This window comes from Ferruginibacter sp., assembly GCF_049840995.1.
Taxonomy (GTDB): domain Bacteria; phylum Bacteroidota; class Bacteroidia; order Chitinophagales; family Chitinophagaceae; genus Ferruginibacter.
The window spans coordinates 1,761,528-1,776,509 of record NZ_JASGIP010000003.1 but is presented as its reverse complement, the minus strand read 5'-3'; the positions used below and the strand labels follow the sequence as shown (position 1 = coordinate 1,776,509).

Genomic DNA, 14,982 nt, shown 5'->3' with positions numbered 1-14,982 from the left:
TTCTCTTTAAATCTATAACTTTTGCCAAACCCGTAACTTTGCCAGATGGTCATTCGTTCAAAAACACTGCGGTTCGTGATCCTGATCAGTACGGTGCTGGTAACCATCATTATTGGCGTACAGTTGTTCTGGTTGCAGAAGGTATACCTGCTGGAAGAAAAGCAATTCAACATCAATGTATCCAAAAGCATCCGTAACCTTTACCGCGACATGCAGCTGGTGAATGATGTAAGTGATAATGTGCAGAAAGTAGTGGAAAATCCCAAACCTGATCTTTATATACTTCGCATAGACTGCACACCCAATCTGGATAGTCTTTGGCTGAACCTGAAAGCGGAATTCACCGATTTTGATGTGTACACCGATTGCGAAGCTGCTATCTACAGCCACGAAAAGAATGCCTACATATACGAGCAATATATCGACCTGCCGGATGCTTATCACACGGTTGACAAAAAAACTTCCAACCCTGTTTTAAAAAGAGATTATTCCTATATCGCTTTATATTTTCCGCACCGCGGCGAGTATATTTTAAAACAGATGTATTTCTGGATGGCATCAGGTGGATTATTGCTGCTGGTATTGATCGCATTCGGCGCCAGTATATTTTACCTGTACCGGCAAAAATTCCTCAATGAAACACAAAAGGATTTTGTAAATAATTTTACGCATGAATTTAAAACACCATTGGCGGTTATTAAGATAGCAGCCGAAGTGTTACAGCAACCCAACATTTCAGAAAAGCCGGATAAGCTGAAAAACTATGCGGCTATCATTGATGAACAGACCACGCATTTGCAATCACAAACACAAAGGCTTTTGGAAATTGCCTATACCGATAGCAATACACTGCCGCTGGAAAAAGAAAGATTTGATGTAACGGTTTTACTACAGCAAGCTATTGCCGACCTGCATCCATTGGTGGAACAAAAGAATGCGGTCATCACTACTTCTTTTGCAGAAGGAAACAATATCATCAATGCCGACAGGTATTACATGCTGCTCACCTTTATCAACCTTATTGAAAATGCCATTAAGTATGCCTCCCAGCCGCAGATACAAATATCTACTTATACTGAAGCAAATGATTGCTGCATTTCCATAAAAGATAATGGTATCGGCATCAGCGCAGAAAACCAGAAAAAAATATTCGACCGGTTTTTTCGTGTTACCGAAGGCGAATTACATACTGCCAAAGGTTTTGGACTGGGCCTGAATTTTGTAAAGAAAGTGATCGACGCACACAATGGAAAAATTGAAGTAAAGAGCCTGCCCGGTACCGGCAGTATCTTTACCATAAAAATAGCAATGAATTAAAATTTTTATAATGAGCAAGGCAAAAGTACTACTGGCAGAAGATGATCTTTCACTCAGCTTTGTTATTAAAGACAACCTGCAGGATGCAGGCTTTGAAGTTACACACTGCACCGACGGAGAAAGCGCCTGGCAAAAATTTCAGAAAAAAGAATTTGATATCTGTTTGCTCGACATCAATATGCCGGTAAGGGATGGTTTTTCGCTGGCAAAAAAGATACGGCAGCAAAGTGATGTGATACCCGTGATATTCCTTACTGCCAAAAGCCTGGAAGAAGATAAACTGAAAGGATTTCAAACCGGTGCTGATGATTATATCACCAAGCCATTCAGCATGCAGGAATTACTGATGCGCATGGATGTTTTTTTACGCCGCACCAAAAAATTAAAATCAGATGCGGTGGAAGAATACAAGTTGGGTGCTTTACGTTTTGCTTACAACGAATTAAAAATATACAGTGACAGCGGCACCACATCGCTTACACAGCGGGAAGCCGACCTGCTGAAATTTTTTGTACTGCACTTAAATAAGATATTAAAAAGAGAAGAATTACTGCGCAACGTATGGGGCAAGGATGATTATTTTTTAGGCAGGAGTATGGATGTGTTCATTACCAAATTGCGTAAGTATTTAAAACCCGATCCTTCTATATCATTAGAAACTATTCACGGGGTTGGTTTTCGCCTGCAGATAAATTAGATACAGTATTACACGAATTTTTACGAATTACACTAATAAAAGCAATTCGTGTAATTCGCAAGAATTCGTGCCATTAAAGATTGCTTAATATTTTTTCCTGTACTGCTTTTAGCTCTTCGGGTGTTGTTTTTGTTTTGCCCTTTGTAAAGTTCAGATCGTTGGCCGAATTGATGGGCAGCAGGTGCACATGTGCGTGCGGCACTTCCAGCCCCACCACGCTGATGCCGCAACGGTTGCAGTTAAACGACTTTTCAATAGCATGTGCAATGGGTTTTGCAAACACCAGCATGCCCGCCAGGTAATCATCCGGCACATCAAATAGTTTGTCCACTTCAATTTTAGGTACCACCAGTACATGCCCTTTCACCAATGGTTCTATATCTAAAAAGGCAAAGAATTTTTCATCTTCTGCAATTTTATAACAAGGTATCTGGCCTGCAATGATTCTTGAAAAAATGGTCATACAAATGTTTTGCTAAAGGTACAATAGAAAAAGCCCATTCAACAATGAATGGGCTTCAAAAAAATATCGTGAACACTTAGATAGAAATATCCTCGATCTTGAATTTTAAAGTTCCTGCAGGTACCTGCACATCCACGAGGTCGCCCACCACTTTGCCCAGCAAACCTTTGCCGATTGGCGAAGTAACGGAGATCTTGCCCAGTTTAAGATCGGCTTCTTTTTCAGAAACGATCTGGTAGGTCACTTGCTTTTTAGTGCCCAGGTTGGTAAGCGATACCTTGGTAAGAATACTTACTTTGCTGGTATCAATATTGGTCTCATCCAGTATACGTGCAGTGGCAATAACGCCTTCCAGGTATTTTATTTTTGCTTCCAGCATGCCCTGTGCTTCCTTGGCCGCATCATACTCTGCGTTTTCTTTCAAGTCACCTTTTTCACGGGCTTCTGCAATAGCCTTACTTGCTGCAGGTCTTTCCACGCTCTTCATCACGTGCAGCTCTTCCTTCATTTTTTCAAAGGTTTCTTTTGTTACATAATTAGTGGTACTCATACATTTCTTTTTAGTAAAGAGAAAAAAAATACAACGCCCCAGGTCGACTAAGGCGTTGCATATATTGCAAAAATAGTAAAAATTTTAAATACCCAGTTTTTCCAGTATCACGGCGCTCATTTTGTAAAAAGCTTCGTGCGAATAACCTGCAATGTGTGGTGTTACGATCACGTTGAGCTGGCTGGTCAAAAAACGCAGTTGTTCCTGCTCTGCGGGTGAAAGTTGGGGTATCTTTTCATTCTCCAGTACATCTAGTGCAGCGCCTGATATGCGGTTATTTTGCAGGGCCCTTATCAATGCGGCAGTATCCACCACCTTGCCACGGGAAGTATTAATGATGATGGGTTTTTGCTGCAGGCTGTTAAAGAAATCATCATTGGCAATATGCCTTGTTTCTTCTGTTAAAGGCAAATGAAAACTGATCACATCTGCATAGCGGCCGATCTGTTCCAGGTTGGCTTCCTTGATATAATCTTTACCAAAACCAAATTTATATTTATCGTACGCCAGCACCGTTACATTGAACGACGATAATATTTTTGCAAAGCTGCTGCCGGTATTACCATAGCCAACAATGCCCACCGTTTTGCCGCTCAACTCTGTGCCACGGTTGGCATCTCTTATCCACTCGCCGTTTTTTACTTCATTAAAGCTGGAAGGTATTTTATTCAGCAGGCCCAGCAGCATACCGGTAGCATGTTCAGCCACTGCATTACGGTTGCCCTCAGGACTGCTTACACATTGTATGTTTTTGGATGCAGCATACTCCACATCAATTAATTCCATACCACTGCCCAGGCGGCCGATCCATTTTAACCGGCCCGCTTTATCGAGTATATTTTTATCGATCGATAATCTTGTGGTAACCACCAGCCCTTCTGCTTCACCTATCTGCGCTGCCAGTTCATCATAAGTAACAGCAGGCTGGTACAATACCCTGTACCCTCTTTTTTCGAGTGTATCAATAAGGTATTGATGTACTTTAGCGGTTATTATCACCTTTTTTTCGTGCTCCATTCTGCTGAATTGTTTTTATCTTACCTGTAAAATTAAAGCGCCATCATGTTTACCAAAACTTCTTTTTTAACAGCAGCGATCCTGTTTTGTTCGCTGTGTTCCTTTGCACAAATAACCGACCTGGAAGAAAAAAAGCCGGAAACTGTTGACGGCATGGAATATGGTTATTATATAAAAAATGAACAGGTAAAAAGTGTAAAGGAGGAAGAATACAACCGTTTCGAGATCACCCTCTACGTTACCAATAAAAGCGGCTGTACCAAATTGTATACCGACCGGACTTCAGTATTATCTTCCGAACAAAATAACTTACTCGCCAGCTTTAACTGCACCAACGCCAATGGTAAAAGATTGACCGCCAAAAGCGGCAGTGTAAAAGCACGTGACTTTTATATCAATGCTAAAGTGCAGGAAAACGGAAAGGATGTGACCAAAGCTGTAAAGGCCGGTTATATTTTCCGCAATGGCGAAACACTTAAAACCAATATCATTGTACTGGTGCCCAAAGATCAAAGGCCGGTGATGCAATGCACCATCAATACATTACCTGAATTATAGCAATCCTTATACTGCAGCGATCATACTTATCTCCACGTTCACATTTTTAGGCAATGTTTTTACAGCCACGGTTTCCCTTGCAGGGAAGTCGCTGCTGAAATACTGTCCATAGATCTCGTTCACCTGTGCAAACAGGTTCATATCGCTTAAAAAAATGGTGGTCTTCACCACGTTGCTGAAATCCGCCGAAGCTTCTGTAAGTATGGCCTGGAGGTTTTTCATTACCTGGTGTGTTTCTTCAGCAATAGAAGCCATTGCCAGGTCATTGGTGCCCGGTATCAAAGCCACCTGGCCGGAAATAAAAAGCAGGTTGCCCGTTTGCACAGCCTGGTTATACGGACCAATAGGCGCCGGAGCATTCGTAGTATTGATTATTTTTTTAGCCATATCCTATTTTATTTATTGGAATGCAAATATATCTTTTTGTAACCACCTATTTTTGCAAAAAATCGTACATGCAGATCGTTGTAGTTGATAAGGGTAATGAATGGGAAGTATTGAATACTGCCGATACCGGTATTGAATGGATAAAAGCCGGGGCGCCTTTTTCATTTACAGATCATCCCGGCGCAGCTGCTTTTTTATTACTGGATGAAAACCCGGAGTATGATCTTACAGGCACTACTAAACCCGTATTCATCAACAGTGTTATCAAAACGTTGCAGCAATTAAATGCACCATCGAATGTATTGCGCATCAATGGCTGGAGTGGATTTTTACAAAGACCCGTTTGGGAAATTGCCGGTTCACCCGATGATAACAGCAGGCTAATACTGGAAAAAATGAATAAACGTATCAGCCCTGTAAAAGATGAACCGGGATTTATAGCGGCCCGTATCATAGCCATGATCATCAACGAAGCTTATTTTGCATTGGGCGATGCCGTAAGCACCAAAGCCGATATTGATACCGCTATGAAGCTGGGCACCAATTATCCTTACGGCCCTTTTGAATGGGCAGAAAAGATCGGTATAAAAAATATTTTTTTGCTTTTGCAACAACTAACAATTACGGACACACGCTATTTACCTGCGCCTGCACTGGCGGCAACACAAAATAATTCATGAGCCTTTTATTAAATATCGACACCGCAACAGAAACCGCCTTTGTAAGCATTGCAGACAAAGGGTTGATCATTGCGTCGCAAAGCAACGCATCGCAAAAAGACCATGCAGCATTTTTGCAGGTGGCTGTGCGGCAGTTGGCACAGGAAACAGGCATTCATCTAAGTGATATTGCCGCTGTAGCAGTTGCTGCAGGCCCGGGATCGTATACCGGTTTGCGTGTAGGCATGTCCGGTGCAAAAGGTATCTGTTATGCATTGAATAAACCATTGATCACGCTTAATACTTTAGAGATATTGGCTAACGGTATCTTACTGCAGAACGATACTCCGGGTACGTTACTATGCCCCATGATAGACGCCAGGAGAATGGAAGTATTTACAGCAGTTTACGACCATTCGTTGAATGCAGTATTGGATCCCTGTGCAATGGTACTGACGGAAGATTCATTCAAACAATTGCTGCAGGAACACAGTATTGTATTCTTCGGCAACGGTGCCGCTAAGTGGCAGCAGGTATGTCAACATCAAAATGCTTCATTTGCAACAGTTTCCAATGCAGCGGCGGCCATGGCTCATTTATCCCATCAATATTTTACCCGGCAGCAGTTTGCCGATCTCGCTTACAGCGAACCGTTCTATCTTAAAGAATTCCAGGATAAAATATAAAAGATTGCTTTTACCTGTAAAAGGCATTTTTTTAGTTAAAATATGGCTATAAATTAGTTGCATAAGCAATAATTTGTATATTTATGCGTTCAAATATTGTTCAAGCATAATTAAAATTTAAAGTCTTATGATGGTTGCAACCCAATCAGCGGAGTCTGTTTTGCCGACTTCCAAACCCTCGTCCGAATCTTCTATTAATGTGGATTATCATGCCCTGAAAAAAGCGGCCCTCGTTTTAAGAGCATTAAATCACAAACTTCGCCAGCAATTATTGAAACTGATCGAAGAAGAGAAAAAGATTACTGTTACAGAGATTTATGTACGCTTACGTTTAGAACAATCCGTTGCATCGCAACACCTGGCTATTTTAAGAAAAGCCGGTATTGTTTCTACCCAGCGTGATGGTAAATTTATTTACTATGCAGTTAATTTTAAACGTATAGAAGAAATAGACACTTTTGTTAAACAATTAGTTGGTTAACATGTTATAAGTGTCAAGTGAAGCGTCCCGTCAATTTCGGGACGCTTTTTTATTTTACCTTTGTACTAAATAATTATTCTATGTTCATTAAGCAATTATATACCGGGTGCCTCAGCGAGGCGGCTTATTATATTGAAAGTGAGGGAGAAGTAGCCATTATTGACCCTTTGAGAGATACCGAAGATTATATTGCTTTGGCCAAAGAAAGAAATGCCGGCATCAAATATATTTTTGAAACGCATTTTCATGCCGACTTTGTAAGCGGGCATTTAGACCTTGCCAAACAAACCGGCGCTCCCATCATTTACGGACCCAATGCCGTTACCGATTTTAAAAGTTATACCGCCAAAGACGGTGAGCGTTTTAAGCTGGGTAAAATAAGTTTTGAAGTGTTGCATACACCAGGTCATACGCTGGAAAGCACTTGTTATTTATTAAGCGATGAGAACGATAAACCGCACGCCATCTTTACCGGCGATACGTTATTTGTTGGCGATGTGGGTCGTCCCGACCTGAGCAGCGGCAACATGACCAGCGAAGAACTGGCGGGTATCATGTACGATACTATTCAAAATAAAATATTGCCGTTGGCCGATGATATCATTGTGTATCCTGCGCACGGCGCCGGCAGCAGCTGCGGAAAAAATTTAAGTCCGAACACTTACAGCACCATTGCCGAAGAAAAGCAAGGTAACTATGCACTGCAACCACAAACCCGGGAGGATTTTATTAAAGCGGTAACCGATGGTTTAACGGAAGCACCCAAATATTTTGCAGTAAACGCAGAAATAAACATGAAGGGTTACGACAGCCTGGATGATGTAAAGCAAAAAGGACTTACAGCTTTAAGCATTGCTGATTTTAAAAAATTAATAGAGGAAGATGTATTAGTATTGGATACCCGTCATGCTGATATTTTCACGCAGGGTTTTGTACCCGGCAGCATTTTCATTGGCCTGGAAGGCCGCTTTGCAGAATGGGCCGGCAGTTTATTGCCTTTTGATAAACCCATGATACTGGTAACCGAACCCGGTATGGAAGAAGAAACGGTGATCCGTTTATCCAGGGTAGGCTTCGATAAGATGCAGGGCTATTTAAAAGGCGGTTACGAAGCCTGGAAAGCAATCGGCGAAAAGACCGACATGATCATCAATATTGAAGCCGATGAACTGGCCATGGATATTCCGCACGACGATCATTTAGTAGTAGTGGATGTAAGAAGGGAAACAGAATTTGCTGATGGCCATGTTAAAGGCGCCCAGAATATTCCTTTGAATGAAATGACCGATATCGCCAACATTGCCGGCTTTGAAGACAATCAGAATCTCTACATCCATTGCGCCGGTGGTTACCGTAGCGTGATCGCTTCTTCGTTAATCAAACGCCAGGGCGTACATAACCTGCGCAATGTACTGGGCGGCTGGGGCAAGATCAAAGAAGAGAAAGGAATTGTGATTGATAAGGATGCGAGTGTGTTGAATTGATTGGAATTGATGAATTGTTTTATTGATAAATTGATCCCCGGTAATTGCCGGGGATTTTTTATGCGCCAGATTCAAATCAGCTGTTATCCCTTCCCTGCTTTCACTTTGTACTATTTGCAGTCACTTCTCTTTAAAATTTTTAAAAATATCTCACTTGGTATTGCTTTTACAAAAGCAGTTTATTATTTTGGGAGAGTAAAAATCGTATCATACTATACCCGTTTTGATTTTCTCCTTTAACCTTAAACCAATTTTATGAGAATCCTTCTACGGCCTTATCATCACCTGCTTTATACTATCCTGCAGCGTCAGTATGTTTGCCCAGGGCAAGATCACAGACGAGGACTATCTAAAAGGAAAAGAAAACGATACCGAGGTATTCGTTATAACAAGTGACAGTGTAAAACATAGCGGGACCAAATTAAAATTCCCTCCCCGTTATTTTAAAACGTCAGAGTACATTGCTATTGATGGTGTAAGATATTCACGCAAAAAGAAACAGGATATTATTACTTTTCAAACAGAAGATTGGTATTGTGTTTATTTTCCAACAATTGGAGATGATATCACAAGGATAAGAAAAGGAAAAGTGAATTTGTATTTCTATTATGTCGATACCTATACTCCCGGCCATGCTACCGCTGATTACGCCCGTCACTATGTAATTGAAAAAGAAAAAAATACTTTTGTGATCGCCCGTTATGAAGTACTGGAAAATGCATTTGCTGATAACAGCGCTGTACTGGAAAAATTTCATGAACTTTTTCCTGATAAAGAAAAAGCGGATAAGATATTCCTTAAAATCAATATTCCTTTTAAGGTTGAAGCTGAAACATTAAAAAGTATGCTGTTGTTGATGGATATGTATAATGGAAATTGATATCCCTTTCCACGCTGCATTATTCTCCGATGTATTTTTATGCAGCATTTTTTACACTTACCCTATTCCCCGGTAATTTTTTAAACCCAGGGATGCAAAAGCAGCAAAAAAGCACGCTTTACTCATAGAAATAAACAATGAGATTTTACACCCTTCTGGTTTTGACGCTTTGCCTGGCAAATTTTGCAGATGGGCAAAGTAATATTAACACGAACAATCGTTTGCTGTTTGTAGACAGCAATTTTATAACTCAAATGTGTATTGGAAAGAGTTTGTCTTACTATCGAAAAGTATTTGCAACAAATGATCATTCAATATTACAACTTAAAGTGTATGATCACAAAAACGTTTTAATTGTTGGCGGTTATTTAATTGAAGGTAAAAAAGATAAATATTTAGCTCACGGGCAGTGGCGTTTTTATACAGCCTCTGGAAAGCTCAGGAAAACCGGGTCTTTTGACAGTGGCTTTAAGACTGATTACTGGTTAGATTTCAATTCAGATCAGGAAGAGTTTTATAAAACACATTATAGAAAAGAAGACAAAATTGGAAATGAGCAAATAGCAATTTTAGACGCCGGAGTTAATTTAGAAATTTATTTCGACATTAAACAGTTACTAACCGGTATAAAGCTCCCGAATCAAAAGGATAATGGCAACAACATTAAGAATCATTACCGTTAATGTTGATATAGTAGCATCAAGTAAGTCACTAGAATCGCAATATTCCAAAGCTGAAAACGAATCATTCTTTATAGTGATTACACTCGAAAATACACAAGACACTACCGTTCATTTTACAACGATGACATGCTCCTGGGAAGATAGCTTTGTATTTAATAATGATTCCATGTATTTGTATTACCCTGGTTGTGACAGTAACTACCCGACATCACTTGATATTATACCACATGGGAAAGTAAAATTTTTTGCTGAATTAGCGGGAATAGGAAAAAACTATGACTGGCAAAATCCACCATCTTTTAAAATAGGCTTTGCTGATTTGCCGTCAAAGTTTTTTTGGGAAAACCATTCCCGAAGAGACAAAATGAAATACCCTATTTTCTGGAGTGACAATACTAATTTAATCAGTAGCCTTTATGACTATAAAGAAGAGAAGATACCTGGGAGCAAGTAGTAAAAAACGATCTTTTATTACCTAATAACTCAAACCTGTAAAAATGGATGCAGAAACTACCAAGGCATATTTAGCAGGGCTTAAGCTTAAAAATTCCGGCTTAAGCGAAGAAATTATCTATGCACGTTTAGAGAAACAAGGGTTTCCGGAAGAATTAGCCAGGCGTGTAGCCAGGGATGTGATCAGAGAAAATGAAAAAGAAAGTTTAAAAGACAGCATACATTATGGGTTAATAATTGCGGTAATGGGGTTTTTAGTTTCAGTAGGTTCGTTCTTTATTTTTGAAGACCACATTTATATATTTCCGGGGCTCATCATTGCAGGAATTGGTAGTGCAATTTGGTTACTGAATAAACGGAAAGATTGATAAAGCAATGTGTGTTTTTATCCTCATCTGGCGGTTTATAACCGCTGCATTCTACCCAATAAAAGAATAGTATTGAGACTCTTACCCCAACACATTCCCATACTCCGGCTTCCAGTCAAATTTAAATCTGCGGTGGCTCCATAAATAATTGGCGGGATCTTCGCGGATCGTTCTTTCCAGTGCATCGCGGTATAAGCAGGTAAGTTCGCCTGTGGCTGTACCGGCGCTTTTTTCGGCTAAAAGTGTAGTGGTGAATTTATAACAGCCTCTTGTAATTTTTTTAAACCCTACATATACCACGGCTGCATTGTTTAGTACAGCGCCTTTTTCAGGTCCTGTAACAAAAGGCGTTGGTCTGTTAAAAAAACGGATCCAGTAAGCGCAGCTTGCATCGCCGGGATTTTGATCGGCAGCTAAAGCAAGCAGGTATTGCTTTTTAAAAACATCGCACTTTTCTTTTTTAAAATCGCAGGCGCTTATCAATATCGTTCCATAACGGTTACGGATATCCAAAAATATTTTATTGAAAATTTTATTTTTAATGGGCATATACACACCCACAAATGGTATTTTTAAATTCATTGCATACAACAGGTTGGCATACTCCCAATTGAACTGGTGCCCCGCCATGATGTTGATGTTATAGCCTTTATCGATCAGTTCGTTGATCAGGTCAAAAGAACCGGTGCTTCTTTTTAATAATTGCTTTTTTGAAATGGAGATGAACTTGAGGGTTTCAATAAAAGTATCAGTGAAGTATTGGTAGAATTTTTTGGCAATGGCATTTCTTTCTTCCATAGTTTTTTCCGGGAATGCGATAGCCAGGTTATTAAGTATAACTGCTCTCCGGTATTTAATTACGTTTGACAATAAAAAAGCTGCGAAGTCGCTGATGCGGTAGAGAATAAAAAAAGGTAACAGGGAAATGAGGTATAATAAGGGGTAAACGATATAATACATTAGCTGAATTTAGGATGCATGCAATTGTTGAGGTGAAGATAAGGTTTAGTTGGAAGTAAACCACCCCGTTAACATTTATATTGCATCTAAAACCCGGCTATCCTGTTTTTATTGTGTTACTACAACGCCGTACTACAAGTATTTTTAAACCATCTATATTGATTGGTTGTCCACCCACATTTTTCGATACTCTTCCTGCCATTCAAATTTAAACTTACGGTGGCTCCACAGGTAATTGGCAGGATCACTTTGCACCGCCTGCTCCAATGCATCCCTGTACAGGCAAATGAGCTGCCCACGTTTATCCGTTTTGGATGCGTCATCTGTTAACAGCACCGATTCAAAATGATAATAGCCTCTTTTAGTTCTTTTAAAACCAACAAATACCACCGCCGCTTTTTTTCTTACTGCACTTTTTTCTGGCCCTATTAAAAAAGGGGTGGGATGATGGAAGAAATTCAACCAGTAACCTGATTTCGGTGCGGCAGGTGATTGATCGGCCGCCAGCACCAGTGCATGTTGTGCATTGAATACATGATGCAGCTTGCTGCCGAATTCTGCAGGGCTTACCAGTATGGCATTAAAGCGGGTGCGTATCTTAAACATCAGCCGGTTGAAGACTTTATTTTTTACCGGCAGATACACCGTTACAAAAGGCACTTTCAATTCAGAAGAATATAACAGGTTGGCATACTCCCAGTTGAACTGGTGCCCACACAACAGGTTGATACTTTTTCCTTCGCTCAATAATTGATTGATGATATCATAAGTGCCACTCGTTCGTTTGCGCATTTGCTTTTTAGAAATGGAAAGAAATTTAATGGTCTCTACAAATGAATCTGCAAAATATTGATAGAATTGTTTGGCGATTTTTTCTCTCTCTTCAGCTAATCTTCAGGGAATGCAATTTTTAAATTATGCAGCACAACATCTCTTCTGTACTTAATAACTCGCCGCAGCAAGAAAGCAAAAAAATCACTGATACCATACAGTATAAAGAATGGTAACAATGAGATAAGGTACATCAAACCATAAACTAAATAATACATTACGAGTACAGAGTTTTAAGTACAAAGTTAAGAAGCATAATATTTGAAATTACTTTTTGAATTTATAACCTCGTGAGTTTGACTGATGAATAGTTCTTATTAATGCTGATATCATCTTGCATATTTCATCTGCAAGATGATACATCTGATTTTGTTCCTCCGCTGTTATGTAGCTCTTGTCGAATGCACGATAGAGCTGGGATTGATATTCTCTTGCCGAGGCAGCAGCTATAGTTAAAAAATGAACAAATTCGCCGTTACCCATTCTTCCAAATCCTTCAGCAATATTATCCATCACAGAACCCGAGGAAGCATCCATTTGCGCACTGAATTTAAAGTTAGCTGCCAGAGCAGGATATTTTTTATGACACACATCAAACAGTTTACACAATTCTCTTGCCTTCTGCCATGCAATAATATCTTCAAACCTGGTAAAGCTTGCCATATTTATCTTAGGGTTAGAATTGAACAAATTTGTACTCTGTACTTTGTATTTTTTTACTTTGTACTCTGTACTCCTACAACACAATATTCTGTATCATATCTGATTTACCCGGGTAATCCGTATTAAAATGCAGTCCCCTGCTCTCATGCCTGAACTCTGCACTTTTAACTATTAAGAAAGCTACCGTGATCATATTTCTTAACTCACATAATTGCGGCGATACATTGGTTTTCTTATACAGGTCTTCTGTTTCTGCAAATAAAAGATCGAGGCGCTTCATCGCTCTCTGCAAACGCTCATTATTCCTTACAATACCCACATAATCGCTCATCAGCAATTTCAGTTCTTTTACACTTTGCGTTATCAGGATCATTTCTTTGGGATGCGATGTACCATCTGCTTTCCAGTCGGGTACATTCTTATTGTATTGTTGCTGATCAATATTCTTAACCGCATCAATATAGGCCCGGTGTGCAAACACCATGGCTTCCAAAAGCGAATTGCTGGCTAGGCGGTTGGCCCCATGTAAACCGGTACTGGCGCATTCGCCGGCAGCATATAAATTATTGATGGAAGTTCTACCATGCTCATCCGTTTTAATTCCACCGCAACTGTAATGCGCTGCAGGTGCAACAGGGATGAGGTGTTGCGTGATATCTATTCCTATACTCAAACATTTATTATAGATATTCGGAAAATGCTCCACGAATTTTTCTTTGGTAAAATGACGGCAGTCTAAATAAACGTTTTCCGTACCGGCCACTTTCATTTCATTATCAATTGCACGGGCAACAATATCACGGGGTGCAAGATCTTTTCTTTCATCATAACGTTCCATAAAGGCATCGCCGTTATGATTGCGCAAAATACCTCCATCACCACGTACCGCTTCGGTAATTAAAAAACTTTGTCCGCGTACGCCCGGCTCGTACAATGCTGTTGGATGGAATTGTATGAATTCCATATTCTCGATCCTTCCCTTTGCCCTGTATACCATGGCCACACCATCTCCCGTTGCAATGGCAGGATTGGTAGTGGTACGGTATACCTGCCCGTTACCACCTGTTGCCAGCAAAGTTATTTTGGCAAGTATCTTTTCTATTTTATTGGTGGCAAGGTTCAATACATACACACCATAGCATTCAATATCCGGTGTGGATTTGGTTACCAGGTAACCCATGTGGTGCTGCGTAATAAGATCGAGTACAAAACAATGGCTGATCAATTCAATATTCGTTCTTCTTTTGATCGCTTCCAGCAATGCCCTTTCCATTTCCTTGCCCGTAACATCTTTATGATGCAATATCCTGAACTCGCTGTGCCCTCCTTCTTTACCTAATTTAAAATCACCATCCGGTTCCTTGTCAAACTGCGCCCCCCATCCAATCAGTTCCTGTATCCTCTCCACGCCTTCTTTTACCACTATCTCCACCACATGCCTGTTGCACAACCCATCACCGGCGATCAGGGTATCTTCAATATGTTTTTCAAAACTGTCGTTATTAAAATCCATTACACCTGCAATACCACCCTGGGCGTACTTGGTGTTGGTCTCATCGCTTTGCGTTTTGGTGAGAATGGTTATCTTTTTATCGGGGCATTCCTGCGCCACTTTTAAAGCATACGTAAGGCCCGCAATACCGCTGCCGATCACTAAAAAATCTGTTTCCATATTCTGCTATAAATATTAAGACAGTAAAATTAATTTTTCTACCTTGTAATTAAATCATTGTGACCAAAATAAATATACTGCACATGAGAAAGCTATTTTTTACATTCACCGCTATAACTCTTTTTAATTCCGCCATGAGCTAGGTAAAATTCAATCCTCCCGTCACACCCGTT

Annotated in this window: 19 protein-coding genes and 1 pseudogene; 11 read left to right on the top strand and 9 right to left on the bottom strand. The window is 40.1% G+C overall.

Translation table 11 applies throughout. The features are described 5' to 3' along the window. Nucleotides 1-45: 45 nt before the first annotated feature. Both QM738_RS09445 and QM738_RS09440 read left to right on the top strand, forming a co-directional pair. On the top strand, nucleotides 46-1,317 hold the full coding sequence (locus QM738_RS09445) for a sensor histidine kinase (RefSeq protein WP_462276441.1): 1,272 nt from the start codon (nucleotides 46-48) through the stop codon (nucleotides 1,315-1,317). 10 nt (nucleotides 1,318-1,327) lie between these two features. Next, complete coding sequence (locus QM738_RS09440) at nucleotides 1,328-2,014, top strand: response regulator transcription factor (RefSeq protein WP_462276440.1); 687 nt, start codon at nucleotides 1,328-1,330, stop codon at nucleotides 2,012-2,014. 73 nt (nucleotides 2,015-2,087) lie between these two features. Here the strand turns inward: QM738_RS09440 and QM738_RS09435 are convergent, their stop codons facing one another. The 3 genes from QM738_RS09435 to QM738_RS09425 form a co-directional block, all read right to left on the bottom strand. Further along, nucleotides 2,088-2,477, bottom strand: coding sequence for an HIT family protein (locus QM738_RS09435; RefSeq protein ID WP_462276439.1), 390 nt, complete (start codon nucleotides 2,475-2,477; stop codon nucleotides 2,088-2,090). Between the two features lie 76 nt (nucleotides 2,478-2,553). Further along, nucleotides 2,554-3,027, bottom strand: coding sequence for a transcription elongation factor GreA (gene greA, locus QM738_RS09430; RefSeq protein WP_462276438.1), 474 nt, complete (start codon nucleotides 3,025-3,027; stop codon nucleotides 2,554-2,556). 84 nt (nucleotides 3,028-3,111) lie between these two features. Next, the gene (locus QM738_RS09425; protein WP_462276437.1) at nucleotides 3,112-4,044 is read right to left on the bottom strand and encodes an NAD(P)-dependent oxidoreductase; all 933 of its coding nucleotides are present in this window, start codon (nucleotides 4,042-4,044) and stop codon (nucleotides 3,112-3,114) included. 45 nt (nucleotides 4,045-4,089) lie between these two features. Between QM738_RS09425 and QM738_RS09420 the strand changes: the two genes are divergently transcribed. Beyond that, nucleotides 4,090-4,602, top strand: coding sequence for a hypothetical protein (locus tag QM738_RS09420; protein ID WP_462276436.1), 513 nt, complete (start codon nucleotides 4,090-4,092; stop codon nucleotides 4,600-4,602). A gap of 6 nt (nucleotides 4,603-4,608) precedes the next feature. Here QM738_RS09420 and QM738_RS09415 read toward each other — a convergent pair whose 3' ends face one another. Further along, on the bottom strand, nucleotides 4,609-4,989 hold the full coding sequence (locus QM738_RS09415; protein ID WP_462276435.1) for a RidA family protein: 381 nt from the start codon (nucleotides 4,987-4,989) through the stop codon (nucleotides 4,609-4,611). Nucleotides 4,990-5,057: 68 nt separating this feature from the next. On the opposite strand from QM738_RS09415, the gene QM738_RS09410 reads away from it, so the two are divergent. The 8 genes from QM738_RS09410 to QM738_RS09375 all read left to right on the top strand — a co-directional run bounded on the left by QM738_RS09410 (nucleotide 5,058) and on the right by QM738_RS09375 (nucleotide 10,683). Beyond that, nucleotides 5,058-5,669, top strand: coding sequence for a 3-hydroxyacyl-CoA dehydrogenase family protein (locus tag QM738_RS09410; protein WP_462276434.1), 612 nt, complete (start codon nucleotides 5,058-5,060; stop codon nucleotides 5,667-5,669). Beyond that, nucleotides 5,666-6,334 carry a tRNA (adenosine(37)-N6)-threonylcarbamoyltransferase complex dimerization subunit type 1 TsaB gene (gene tsaB / locus QM738_RS09405; protein WP_462276433.1) on the top strand — a complete coding sequence of 223 codons (669 nt, stop codon included), beginning with the start codon at nucleotides 5,666-5,668 and terminating at the stop codon, nucleotides 6,332-6,334. Before QM738_RS09410 ends, tsaB begins: the two co-directional genes overlap by 4 nt. 127 nt (nucleotides 6,335-6,461) lie before the next feature. Beyond that, the gene (locus QM738_RS09400; protein WP_462276432.1) at nucleotides 6,462-6,815 is read left to right on the top strand and encodes an ArsR/SmtB family transcription factor; all 354 of its coding nucleotides are present in this window, start codon (nucleotides 6,462-6,464) and stop codon (nucleotides 6,813-6,815) included. A gap of 80 nt (nucleotides 6,816-6,895) precedes the next feature. Then, a complete protein-coding gene (locus QM738_RS09395) occupies nucleotides 6,896-8,299 on the top strand; it encodes an MBL fold metallo-hydrolase (RefSeq protein ID WP_462276431.1) in 1,404 nt (467 codons plus the stop codon). Between the two features lie 313 nt (nucleotides 8,300-8,612). Then, the gene (locus QM738_RS09390; protein ID WP_462276430.1) at nucleotides 8,613-9,179 is read left to right on the top strand and encodes a hypothetical protein; all 567 of its coding nucleotides are present in this window, start codon (nucleotides 8,613-8,615) and stop codon (nucleotides 9,177-9,179) included. Between the two features lie 137 nt (nucleotides 9,180-9,316). Next, entirely contained in the window at nucleotides 9,317-9,862 is a 546-nt protein-coding gene (locus QM738_RS09385; protein ID WP_462276429.1) for a hypothetical protein, read from the top strand. Beyond that, nucleotides 9,831-10,316: a hypothetical protein gene (locus QM738_RS09380; RefSeq protein WP_462276428.1), complete on the top strand. Its 486-nt coding sequence runs from the start codon at nucleotides 9,831-9,833 to the stop codon at nucleotides 10,314-10,316. The genes QM738_RS09385 and QM738_RS09380 overlap by 32 nt, the downstream gene beginning before the upstream one ends. Nucleotides 10,317-10,359: 43 nt before the next feature. Then, nucleotides 10,360-10,683 (top strand): hypothetical protein, encoded by a 324-nt coding sequence (locus tag QM738_RS09375; protein WP_462276427.1) that lies wholly within the window; start codon nucleotides 10,360-10,362, stop codon nucleotides 10,681-10,683. Nucleotides 10,684-10,764: 81 nt separating this feature from the next. Here the strand turns inward: QM738_RS09375 and QM738_RS09370 are convergent, their stop codons facing one another. The 5 genes and pseudogenes from QM738_RS09370 to nadB all read right to left on the bottom strand — a co-directional run bounded on the left by QM738_RS09370 (nucleotide 10,765) and on the right by nadB (nucleotide 14,809). Further along, nucleotides 10,765-11,643: a lysophospholipid acyltransferase family protein gene (locus tag QM738_RS09370; RefSeq protein ID WP_462276426.1), complete on the bottom strand. Its 879-nt coding sequence runs from the start codon at nucleotides 11,641-11,643 to the stop codon at nucleotides 10,765-10,767. A 153-nt stretch (nucleotides 11,644-11,796) separates the two neighbouring features. Then, nucleotides 11,797-12,519: pseudogene (locus tag QM738_RS09365) on the bottom strand (lysophospholipid acyltransferase family protein); the annotation flags it as partial. 11 nt (nucleotides 12,520-12,530) lie between these two features. Continuing rightward, nucleotides 12,531-12,692, bottom strand: a complete 162-nt coding sequence (locus QM738_RS09360) for an LpxL/LpxP family acyltransferase (RefSeq protein ID WP_462276425.1) — start codon at nucleotides 12,690-12,692, stop codon at nucleotides 12,531-12,533. A 49-nt stretch (nucleotides 12,693-12,741) separates the two neighbouring features. Beyond that, nucleotides 12,742-13,137, bottom strand: a complete 396-nt coding sequence (locus QM738_RS09355; protein WP_462276424.1) for a four helix bundle protein — start codon at nucleotides 13,135-13,137, stop codon at nucleotides 12,742-12,744. A 73-nt stretch (nucleotides 13,138-13,210) separates the two neighbouring features. Then, on the bottom strand, nucleotides 13,211-14,809 hold the full coding sequence (gene nadB / locus QM738_RS09350) for an L-aspartate oxidase (protein WP_462276423.1): 1,599 nt from the start codon (nucleotides 14,807-14,809) through the stop codon (nucleotides 13,211-13,213). Nucleotides 14,810-14,982 lie beyond the last annotated feature (173 nt).